Here is an 11728-nt window from a genome sequence, read left to right as displayed (position 1 = left end):
ACTTTACCGCCGCTTTTGCTCTATCACCCCCCTCGCACAAGAATGCCGGCTGTCTCTGAAACGCTTCAAAACCTCTCACCGCGCCCCTTTTGGCCCTGCTTGTCCTCATGATGCGAAACCGCTGCCCCACCCTCCTCCTGCTTGTATTCCCCCGGGGAGTCTGCTACAGTGGCGCCATGCATCGGCGGGCCGGCCGGGAAACCACCACGGGACGGCCCTCCATGGAGATTTTCGATGATCGCTTACCTGAAGGGGAACGTCCGGGACCGGAAACCGGAATCGGTGATCCTGGACGTGTACGGCGTCGGCTATTTCCTGCAAGTCCCCCTCTCCACCTTCTACGCGCTGGCGCCGGAGGGGGGGGAGCAGGCCCTGCGGGTCCACACCCATGTCCGGGAGGACCAGATCACCCTCTTCGGCTTCGGGACCGAAACGGAGCTGGAGTTGTTCCGCGCCCTCATCTCCGTGCCCGGCCTGGGCCCGAAGACGGCCCTGGCCGCCCTGTCGGGCATGGACGCGGAGACCCTGGTCCGCTGCGTGGCGCTGGGCGACGTCAAGCGCCTCTGCAAGGTCCCCGGGATCGGGAAGAAGACCGCCGAGCGACTGGTGATGGAGCTGAAGGACAAGGTGGCGAAGCTCGCGGGCCTGTCGGCGCCGGCCGCCGCCGCAACCCCCGCCCCGGCGACGCCCCTCTCCGACGACCTGGTCTCGGCCATGGTCAATCTGGGCTACCCGCGCGCCGAAGCCGAGCGGGCGGTGGCCGCCGCACTCGCCGACAGCCCCGGAGCGCCCTTCGAGGCCCTGCTGAAGGCCACCCTGCGGCGGTTGATGGCGAAATGAGCCCCCCGGGCCGCGGCCGGAAGAGACCACGGATGCACACGGATGGACACGGATGACGAGTGAGCCGATATGAAGCCCCCCAACCCCGTTCTCGACCCGCACCTCACCGACGACGACCCCATCGAGGGGCAGCTCCGCCCGCGCCGCCTCACGGAGTACATCGGCCAGCGCAAGGTGGTGGAGAACGTCACGGTGGCCATTCAGGCCGCCCGGGCCCGCCGGGAGGCCCTCGACCACGTCCTCCTCTACGGGCCGCCCGGGCTCGGGAAAACCACCCTGGCGGGGGTGATCGCCGCGGAGCTGGGCGTCAACATCCAGACCACCTCCGGGCCGGTCATCGACAAGCGGGGAACCCTGGCCGCGCTCCTGACCAACCTCCAGCCCAACGACGTCCTCTTCATCGACGAGATTCACCGCCTCCAGCCGGCCATCGAGGAGATCCTCTACCCGGCCATGGAGGACTTCACCCTGGACATCGTCATCGGCGAAGGCCCCTCGGCCCGCTCCGTCTGCCTGACGCTTCCCCCCTTCACCCTCGTGGGGGCCACCACGCGCCTGGGCCTGCTCACCTCCCCCCTCCGGGGACGCTTCGGGATCGTCCACCGGCTGGAGTTCTACCCCGAGGCCGACCTGGAGGTCATCGTCCGGAACTCCGCCCGGATCCTGTCCGTCGAGGCCGACGCCGACGGCGTCCGCGAGATTGCCCGGCGTTCCCGGGGGACCCCCCGCATCGCCAACCGGCTCCTGAAGCGCGTGCGGGACTTCGCCCAGGTCCGCTCCCACGGCGCCATCGACGCCGCCAACGCCGCCGAGGCCTTCCGCCTCCTGGACGTGGACGAGAATGGCATGGACGACATGACCCGGGAACTCCTCTCCACCCTCGTGGACAAGTTTTCCGGCGGCCCCGTGGGGCTGAACACCCTGGCCGCCGCCACCGGCGAAGAGCCCGACACCATCGAGGACATCTACGAACCCTTCCTCATCCAGTGCGGCTTCCTCGACCGGACGCCCCGCGGCCGCGTGGCCACGCCGGAAGCCTACCGGTACCTGAAGCGCCCCGTCCCCGAGCGCTGGGGAGGCGGGCAGGCAAGGCTGTTCTAGGGGATTAGGCTGTAGGCTGTAGGCTGTAGGCTGTAGGTCCGGAGGTAATCCCATCGGGGTCGGTATCGGTATCGGGGTCGGCATCGGAATCGGGGCCGGCAGGGGAATCGGTATCGCGGCCGGCCGCGGGGTCGCCGTTGGAGTTTGGCCTCCGGTTGACCTTCCCCCGGGCCCCTCAACTCCGGCCCCTGCCTTCGGGCGATTGCGTCCGGGCTCCCTGACGGCGGCCGCGAGACCAATCCGGACGCGAGACCGACAGCGATAGCGACTGCGATTCCGACTGCGATTGTGACTGCGATTGCGATACCGATTCCGATACCGATACCGATTCCGAACCCGAGGGAAAAACTCCGGACCTACAGCCTACAGCCTATAGCCTACAGCCTTTACCTTCTGCGAGGGACCATGAGCGACAGCACCGTCTACATCCTCGACACCCTGAGCCAGGTGTTCCGCGCCTACTACGCCATCCAGGGCGACTTCACGGCGCCGGACGGGACCCCCGTCAAGGCGGTCTTCGGCTTTGTCCACATGCTCCGGAAGCTGATGGAAACCCGCAAGCCCGCCTACTTCGTCGCGGCGGCCGACCCCGGCGGCCCGACCCTCCGGCACCGGAAGGCGGCCGCCTACAAGGCCAACCGGAAACCGGTCCCCGAGGACCTCAAGGCCCAGGTCCCCCTGGTGTTCGACGTGCTGGGGGCTTTCGGTATCCCGGTGCTGGTCGTGGAGGGCTTCGAGGCCGACGACGTCATCGCCCGGCTGGTCCGGGAGGCCCGGGCGAACGGGCGGGAGGCGGTGGTGCTCTCCTCCGACAAGGACCTCTTCCAGTTGGTGGGGGACGGGGTCACCGTGGCCGACACCCGGGCCGATGTCACCTACGGCCCGGAGGAGGTAAAGGCAAAGTTCGGCGTGCCCCCCGAGCGGATCACCGATTACCTCGCCCTCACCGGCGACGCCTCGGACAACATCCCGGGGGCGCCCGGCATCGGGCCCAAAACCGCGGTGGCCCTTCTCGAGCAGTTCGGCTCCCTGGACGCCTGCCTCGACCGGCTGGAGGAGGTCAAGTCCGAGCGGATCCGGGGGATCCTCCGGGAGAACCGGCAGCGGGTCCTCGACTCCCGGGAACTGGCCACCCTGATGCCGGACCTGCCCCTCGACTGGGGCTGGGCCGACCTGCGACCGTTCCGCCCCGACTGGGAACGGGTGCACCATTTGGCGCTGCACTACGGTTTCCGTTCGCTCCTGGGCTGGATCGCCGCCCAGCGTAGCGCGGGAGCCCCCGCCGAACCCGACGTTCCTCCGCCCCCCCCGCCCCCGTCGGGAGGGGCGGAAGGCGTCCCGGGCCGTGCGCCCCTCCCTCCCCCGGGAGGGCTCCTGGACGGGATCCCCCCCGAGGACGGCCTCGGTGTCGGGCCCGCACCCCGAGGGGTTGACGCGGGTCCGCCCCCCCGGGGCCTCTCCGTCAAACCGCTCCCCGGGAGCGTGGACATCATCCCCCAGCCCCGGGGCGCGATGACCGACATCCGGTCCGCCTTGGAGAGCGGGACCCCGCTCGCCGTTTCACTGACGGGCCCCGGCGTCTTCTGCTTTCACCCCGAGGGATCCGGCCGAGCCTGCCTGGCCGAGGGGCTGGACGCCGACGCGATGGTCGCCGCCGTCCTGGGGGGGAAGGGCCCCCTCCGGGTCTGCGGTCTCAAGGCCGTCTGCCGCCGCGACCCCCGGTGGGAGGGCGTCGTGGACCGGGTGGAGGACGTCTCGCTGATGCACTACCTCGTCTTCCCCCACGTGGAGGACCACACCCTCCCCCGCATCGCCCTGGACGTCGCCGGCCTCGAACTCCCCCCCGACCCGCCGGAGGGCGAGGCGGGCGGCCTCCTCGCCGCCGCCGACGACACCCCGGAGAACGCGGCCCGCCGCGCCGCCGCCCTCCACCCCTGCGCCCGGGCCCTTTCCGGCCGGCTCGCCGCCCTCGGCCTCGACGACCTCTACCGGGGGCTCGAGCTGCCCCTGGTCCCCATCCTCGCGCGAATGGAGCGGGCGGGGGTCCTCCTCGACCTCCCCTGGCTGCGGACGCTCTCCGGGCGCATGGCGTCCCGCCTGGCGGAACACGAGCGGAACATCCACGGGCTGGCGGGGGAGGTCTTCAACGTCAACTCGCCCGTCCAGCTCGGCTACATCCTCTTCGACAAGCTGGGGATTCACCCGCCGGGCCGGCTGAAACGGACGAAGAAGACGGGCCGCTACGCCACCGGGGCGGAGGTGCTGGAACAGCTGGCGCCCCTCCACCCCCTCCCGGCGGCGATCCTGGAGCACCGCCGGCTGGCCAAGCTCAAGAGCACCTACGTGGACGTGCTTCCCCGGCTCGCGGACCCGCGGACCGGGCGGGTCCACACCACCTTCCGGCAGGACGTGGCCTCCACGGGCCGCCTCTCCAGCGCCAACCCGAACCTGCAGAACATCCCCATCCGGACCGAGGAGGGCCGGGAGATCCGCAAGGCTTTCGTGGCCCCCGAGGGGTCGGTGCTGCTCTGCGCCGACTACTCCCAGGTGGAACTCCGCATCGTCGCCCACCTCAGCGGCGACGCGGGGCTCGCGGAGGCCTTCCGCCGCGACGAGGACATCCACACCAGCACGGCGAAGGCCGTCTTCGGAAGCCGTTACGCGGAGTCGCCGAAGGAGTTCCGCCGCCGGGCGAAAGCAATAAACTACGGGATCCTCTACGGGCAATCGGAATTCGGGCTTTCCGGCGGGCTCGCCATCTCCCGGGGCGAGGCGAAGGAGATCATCGAGGCCTACTTCCGGACCTTCCCCGGCGTGAAACGCTGGGTTCAGGACAACCTGGAGAGGGCCCGAACGGAGGGCGCCGTCCGGACGCTGTTCGGCCGGGTCCGCCCCATGCCGGAGCTGGAGTCGTCCAACGGGATGGTCCGTCAGGCGGGGGAGCGCGTCGCCACCAACGCCCCGGTCCAGGGCACCGCGGCCGACATCATGAAACGGGCCATGCTCCGCCTCGACCGGGCGCTCGCCGACGGCGGTTTCCAGTCCCGCCCCCTCCTCCAGGTCCACGACGAACTGGTGCTGGAATGCCCGGTGGGAGAGCTTCCCGTAATGAGAGGCATTCTCAGATCCGCCATGGAAGGGGCCGCGGAGCTTGCCGTTCCTCTCGTGGCCGATGTTTCCGAGGGTCACAGCTGGTTCGACGCGAAGGCCTGATTGTGATCCGGGTCACACGAAAGAAAAAATTTGAAAAAAGCGTATTGACAGCGAAAAAAACTCTTGACACGACCGCCCTGCCCGAATACGATCGGCCCTAATTTATCAAATCTCTCTAAGGAGGCTTCGTATGCGTCGTTTTTGGGTTGTGTTGGTTGCGTTGCTCGCGCTGGCTATGCTTGGGGGGCAGATGCTGGCGGCCGACAAGGGACAGGACAAGCAGTTCACGCAGGAACAGAAAGAGCTGTTTGCCCGCCTGCCCGAAGTGAACCAGATCACGTTGGACCAGCGGGGCGTGCCGGACTTCATCATCGGCCGCCTGGGGACGCTGCGCTCCTTCGCCGAGGCGGACGCGGTCGAATTCATGCGTTCCATGTACCCGGCGTTCGGCGCGGCCGGCAACGAGGACCTGCGGGCCAAGAGCGGCCTCCGGGACGACCTCGGCCAGGTCCACCTGAAGTTCCAGCAGTATCTGCACGGGCTGCCCGTCGTCGGGGCCGAAATGATTCTCCACGCCGATGAAAGCACCGGCGAGGTGAGGGCCGTCAACGGGTCGTTCTACCCCAACACCGACGATTCCCTTCCGTCCCACGCCCAGATCCGCTACAACGAGGCGCTGGACATCGCCCTCGAGCAGACCGGCATCATCGGCGGCGAGATCATGGAGCGGCCCCGCCTGACCTACGTCATGGACGAGGGCAAGGTCTACCTGGCCTGGACCACCCGCGTGCTCTACAACGACCTCGAGACCGGCGCCCCGCGCATGGATCGAATCTTCGCCGACGCCGTCACCGGTGACCTTACCGCCCGGCACGGCATCATCAAGGAAGCCCTGAACCGCAAGGTCTACACCGCCAACCACGGCACCTCCACTCCGGGAACCCTCGTGATCTCCGAGGGCGGCTCTTCCTCCGATGTCGATGTGCAGACCTGCTACAATCATGTGGGAACCACCTACAACTACTACAAGGCCCGGTTCAACCGCGATTCCATCAACAACTCCGGCATGACCCTGATCGCCACCGTTCACTACAGCAACAGCTACGTGAACGCTTACTGGGACGGCTCCCAGTTCGTCTTCGGCGACGGCGACAACTCCCAGGCCAGCTCCCTGGCCCGCGACCTCGACGTGGTGGCCCACGAGTACACCCACGGCGTGACCGATTACACCGCCAACCTGACCTACTCCAACGAGTCCGGCGCCCTGAACGAGGCGATGTCCGACATTTTCGCCGTCAGCACGGAAGCCTACTCCGACGGCGCCGTCAGCGCCAACACCTGGAAGGTGGGCGAGGACTGCTGGACGCCCGCCACCTCCGGCGACGCCCTGCGCTACATGAACAACCCCACGGCCGACGGCCAGTCGTATGACTACTATCCCGAACGTTACACCGGAACCTCCGACTACGGCGGCGTGCATCTCAACTCCGGCATCGGCAACCTGGCCTACTACCTTCTCTGCCAGGGCGGCACGCACCCCCGCAGCAAGACCACCGTCCAGGTGACCGGCATCGGCATGTCCAAGGCCGAACAGATCGTCTACCGTGCCCTGACCACCTACATGACGGCCTCCACCAACTTCGCCGCGGCCCGGACCGCCTATGCTTCCGCCGCCACCGACCTTTACGGCGCCTCTTCCAACGAAGTCACCCAGTCCAACAACGCCTGGGCCGCCGTGGGCGTGGGCAGCGGCACCACCCCGCCGGCCACCGTGGTCACCCTGACCAACGGCCAGACGGTGTCCAACCTCAGCGTCTCCGCGGGCGCGTACCTGAACTACAAGATCACGGTGCCTTCCGGCCAGACCTCCCTGGTGATCAAGACCACGGGCGGCACGGGCGACGCCGACCTCTACGCCAAGATCGGGTCCTCCCCGACCTCTTCCAGCTACACCTGGAACAGCGCGGGCAGCTCCGCCGCCGAAACCATCACCGTCAGCAACCCCACGGCCGGCGACTACTACATCAGCATCTACGGCTACTCCGCCGCCTCCGGTTTCTCCCTGAACGCCACCTACACCGGCGGCACCACGCCCCCGTCCGTCATCACGCTGACCAACGGCCAGACCGTCAGCGGCATCAGCGTGGCCAAGGGCGCCTACGCCAACTACAAGATCGCGGTCCCTGCCAGCCAGACTTCCTTGGTGGTCAAGACCACGGGCGGCACCGCCGACGCCGACCTCTACGTCAAGATCGGCTCCTCCCCCACCACCTCCAGCTACACCTGGAGCGGCACCGGCTCCACCTCCGTCGAGACCATCACCATCAGCAACCCGACGGCCGGTGACTACTACATCAGCATCTACGGCTACGCCGCGTCTTCCAGCATCTCCCTCAACGCCACCTACACCGCCGGGACCACGCCGCCTGCCGGCAACACCGAGACCGAGTCCAACGGCACCACCGGCACCGCCAACACCCTGACCACCGGCGCCGCCTGCACCGGGAAGATCTCGTCCAGCTCCGACATCGACTACTTCAAGATCAGCGTCGCGACCGGGAAGACGGTGGCCGTCAACCTGGTGGTCCCCTCCGGCAAGGACTACGACGTGAAGGTCTACAACTCCTCCAACACCCAGGTGGCCAGCGGCACCAACGGCGCCGGCACGGCCGAGAACGTCTCCTTCTCCAACAGCACCGGCTCCACCCAGACCTACTACATCAAGGTCTACGGCTACAACGGAGCCTACTCCACCACCTTGAACTACACCGTCAAGGCAACCTGGTAGCCCGGTCCTTCCGCACCTCCAAGCCCCGGCCCCGGCCGGGGCTTTTTTTATCACTTCCCCGCGAACCGGGGGTTTCCCGCGAAAAACGCGAATTGACGCGAATTCGGACGGCCGATTCATTCTGCTGCCTCCCTCCCCCGATTCCCTGAAGGGGAATCACGTTTTAACCGGTGGCATGCCGCGGACGCCGGAGATTCGCAAGCGGCCCGGCAGGGGTGACGGGCGTCCGCGGCGCCGCCCCGGGGCCCGCGCACCCCGAGATCGACCCGCCCCCGCGTTCCGGCTGTCTCCTTGGTCCTTTGAATCCTTGTTCCGGCCGTCCCTTTGGTCCTTTGGGTCCTTTGGGTCCTTTCGTCCCTTCGCGCTCCAGGGAGACCCCAGCCCCCTCAGACCGTCGCCATTTCCCTTGTGCCTTCGTGCCCTGGTGGCTGCGCTTGCGCAAAGCGCGTGAGCCGGGTTGGGACCGCACCGCTCCGGCAGCCGGCGCGGGCGCCCGGAGCGCGAGTTTCTTCTTGCGGGGTACTCGTCGTGGGTCAACGGGCCTGAAAAATCCGCCGGGTCTGGACGGAACAGCCGTATAATGCCGGAGAACTTCCCGGGGGAAGCTTTCGTAGACAGAGAGAACAGACCGGCTCGGGTGAGGGCAGCTTGAAGGGAAAAACAGCGGTGAGGAAAACGGTTGCGATGTTGATCGTCCTGCTGGGCGGCGTTGCGGTCGCCCTGGCCGGCGGGCCGTCGTTTGCAGACCATCCCGGGCCCCTCGCCCGGCTGGACGTGCCGGAATCCGACCCCGGCTCCCTGATCAAGCGCTTCGTGGACCCCATGATGCGCGGGTCCGAGCGCACCGGTTCGGGGCTCGACGACGACCGGGAGCACGCCGACTCCACCGCCCGGGTCGTCACGGCCGACACCCCCGTCTACATCCGGGAGGGGAACGGCCCCGCGCGGCCGCCCCTGGGAAGCAACCTGGTGATGATCAACGGCCGGATCTTCGTCAACTACGAGTCGGCCCTCGACCCCGACAAACTCCCGCAGCTCGTCATCCGGCCCATCGACGGGAACACCCGGATCCCCTGGCTGGTCCGCGTCATGCTGACCCCCCGGATGTCCGAGACCAGCTGGGAGCAGGGCTCCGTCCGGGTGACCCTGCGGTTCCCCTGCATCTTCCGGCCGGAGCTGTCCGTCACCGGGGTCATCGTCAACGGGCAGAAAGCGTCGTACTCCGTCCGGGCGGCGCAGACCGCGGACGAGTACGAGGTCACGATCCCCGTCCACCACCAGGACATGCTCGCCGCGGACCCGGCATCCGGCTGCCAGGTCTTCCTCGCCGGCGAGATGAAGCTGCACCCGTACGAGACCGAGTCGGCGCGAAGTTTCCCGAACCTGGGCGACGTGCGGCTGCCCGATTCCCTCATCGGCCTGGCACGGCTGATCCGGGGCCGGGACTACGCCGGCGAAGACGAGGGGCGGCAGATCGAGGCCCTGGCGAGGCAGATCGTCGGCACCGAGCGGAACCTGCTCACCGTCGTCCGGAAAGTCAACCTCTACGTGGCCACGACCCTCCGCTACTACCGGAACACCATGCTCCGCAGCCCCATGCAGGTCGTGGCGGAAGGCCTCGGCGACTGCGACGACTTCACCCGTCTGATGATCGCCCTCCTCCGAGCCCTGGGGGTCCCCTGCGCCGTGGCGGTCGGGGCGATCTACGACTTCAACAACTTCGGGGCCCACGCCTGGGTGGAGGTGGCCGTGCCCCAGCGGGACGGGCCGGCCTGGTGGTTCCTCTGCGACCCGACCCTGGCCTCCGCCGCCACCGACCGGAGCTTCTTCGTCCGCTTCCGGAGCCGGATCTACCTCTACCCCACGGGCATCGGCATCTCCGTGCTCAACATGCCGGTGCACTACGCGGCGGACATCCTCATGAACTGCAACGATGAAAACCTGAAGAAGGGCGCGTCGCTGCAGGCCTGGCAGGCGGTGATCGCCTCGTTCTGCAACGACCTGGAAACCTCCCTGCAGAAGGAGATCCTGGCGTTCGCGAACCTCTCCTCCGGGCTGGCGCCCCGCCGCGAGTTCCGGTTCACCCCCGCCAGCGACTTCATCCTCGCGGACCAGCCCCCGCAAGCCCTCCTGTTCGACTTTCGCTCCGTCCGGGAGCCGGACATGGTGGCCAAGTTCATGACCAGCACCCACAAGGCGAAGGACACCTCCCGGTGGCAGGTCCGGGTCACCGCCCAGGACGACCTGGTCCTCGAACTCGGCGTGCTGGACGAGGACTACGACCTGGGCTCCCCCGACGACCAGCGCTTCGTCGCCCTGCTCCAGGAACTCTACCGGCAGCTGAAGGACAGCCTGGTCCGGAACCAGGAAGTCCGGCACTGCCTCGAGATGACCTACGGGCGGGACAAGCACACCGACCGGCTCCAGAAGGTGACTATCCGGGTCAACCGCTACCTGCTGGAATCCCACTTCGGGAAAATCCTCCGCCTGCTCCAGGAGGGCAAATTCCTCCTGGCCGAGGACTCCGCCCGCCTGCAGACCTTCTTCGACATCTGCCACGGGAAAAATTTCTACTTCCTGCTGGAATCCGCCTACCGCACCCGGTGACATGGGCGTCCGGACCTTCTCCGCCACCCTCGCCCCCGACGCGGCACTCACGCGCCTGGACCGCCTGGTCGCGGACCTGTGGCCGGAGCTGTCCCGAAAGCTCGCGCGGAAGGTCATCGAGGCCGGCGGGTGCTTCGTGGACGGCGCCCGCTGTCACGTGCCCGCCACGCAACCCCGCCCGGGGAGCCGGGTGCGGGTCTGCGTCGATCCGGACCGCCCCTTCGTCCGCTTCACCCTGGACCCGGCCCGGGTGCTCTTCGAGGACCCCCACCTCCTGGTGGTGGACAAACCCTCGGGGGTCCCCGTCAACCTGTCCGCCACGGGGCAGGAAGGAAGCCTCCAGAGAGGGGTCGAGGACTACCTCGCTTCCCACGGTCTCCCGGGGCGCCCCGCGGTCCTGCACCGGCTGGACACCGGCACCTCGGGGGTGGTGCTCTTCGGGAAGACCCCGGAGGCGGAGCGGCGGGTCTACGCGCTCTTTCGGGAGCGGAAGGTCCTCAAGACCTACCTGGCCGTCGTCTCGCCGCCGCCCTTGAACCCGGCGGGGACCGTCCGAACCCTGATCGCCCGCCGGCTGGACCGCCTCAACCAGTACGCCGTCCGCCGGGAACGGGGCAAGGAGGCGCTGACCCGCTACCGGACGCTGCACGCCGACCCGGGGGCGGGGTGGGCGCTGCTGGCGGTGAGCCCTGAAACGGGGCGCCCGCACCAGATCCGGGTGCACCTCGCCTGGATCGGCTGTCCCATTGCGGGGGACCGCCTCTACGGCGGTCGGGAGGATGCGCCCTTCTTCGGCCTTCACGCCTTTCGGGTGTCCTTGCCCCACCCGCGGACCGGTGACCCCCTGGTCGTCCGCGCCCTGCCGCCCGCGAACTGGGGCGCCCCCCCCGCCGGCGCCGCACGGGGCCCCCTCCCCGCGGTCACCGAGGCCTTTCTCCGTTCCGGCGGCGCCTGGTGAGCCCGGACCACGGAATATAGACCACGAAATACACGAAATACACAGAAAAAGAGGATTGGGGGAATGCCGGGTGCAGCACGAACAGCATCGACCGCGTCAGACAGGGGTGCGTGCCCGTTGAAACCGGCTGCCCGGTGAAACCGGCAAGCACCGAAGGAGATCGGCCCGTTAGCCTTTTCTCCCGGCATGTTACCCTGTGTGATCCGCCCTTCCCACCTTCCCACCTTCCCCGCCCTTCCCCGCCCTGCCAACCCTTCCCGCCCTTCCCGCCCTGCCAACCC

Annotated in this window: 6 protein-coding genes; all 6 read left to right on the top strand. The window is 68.2% G+C overall.

The features are described from left to right. Window positions 1-234 precede the first annotated feature (234 nt). The 6 genes from ruvA to KA419_20680 all read left to right on the top strand — a co-directional run bounded on the left by ruvA (window position 235) and on the right by KA419_20680 (window position 11447). The gene (gene ruvA, locus KA419_20705; GenBank protein ID MBP7868356.1) at window positions 235-840 is read left to right on the top strand and encodes a Holliday junction branch migration protein RuvA; all 606 of its coding nucleotides are present in this window, start codon (window positions 235-237) and stop codon (window positions 838-840) included. Between the two features lie 69 nt (window positions 841-909). Then, complete coding sequence (gene ruvB / locus KA419_20700) at window positions 910-1941, top strand: Holliday junction branch migration DNA helicase RuvB (protein ID MBP7868355.1); 1032 nt, start codon at window positions 910-912, stop codon at window positions 1939-1941. A 405-nt stretch (window positions 1942-2346) separates the two neighbouring features. Further along, entirely contained in the window at window positions 2347-5154 is a 2808-nt protein-coding gene (locus KA419_20695) for a DNA polymerase I (GenBank protein ID MBP7868354.1), read from the top strand. 130 nt (window positions 5155-5284) lie between these two features. Further along, the gene (locus KA419_20690; GenBank protein ID MBP7868353.1) at window positions 5285-7882 is read left to right on the top strand and encodes a M4 family metallopeptidase; all 2598 of its coding nucleotides are present in this window, start codon (window positions 5285-5287) and stop codon (window positions 7880-7882) included. Between the two features lie 684 nt (window positions 7883-8566). Further along, the gene (locus KA419_20685) at window positions 8567-10489 is read left to right on the top strand and encodes a transglutaminase domain-containing protein (protein MBP7868352.1); all 1923 of its coding nucleotides are present in this window, start codon (window positions 8567-8569) and stop codon (window positions 10487-10489) included. A gap of 1 nt (window position 10490) precedes the next feature. Beyond that, the gene (locus KA419_20680) at window positions 10491-11447 is read left to right on the top strand and encodes an RluA family pseudouridine synthase (GenBank protein MBP7868351.1); all 957 of its coding nucleotides are present in this window, start codon (window positions 10491-10493) and stop codon (window positions 11445-11447) included. Window positions 11448-11728: the final 281 nt, after the last annotated feature.

Source organism: Acidobacteriota bacterium (genome assembly GCA_018001935.1).
GTDB lineage: Bacteria > Acidobacteriota > JAAYUB01 > JAAYUB01 > JAAYUB01 > JAGNHB01.
Note: the sequence above shows the minus strand (reverse complement) of the source record. Positions and strands in the feature narration are given on the sequence as shown.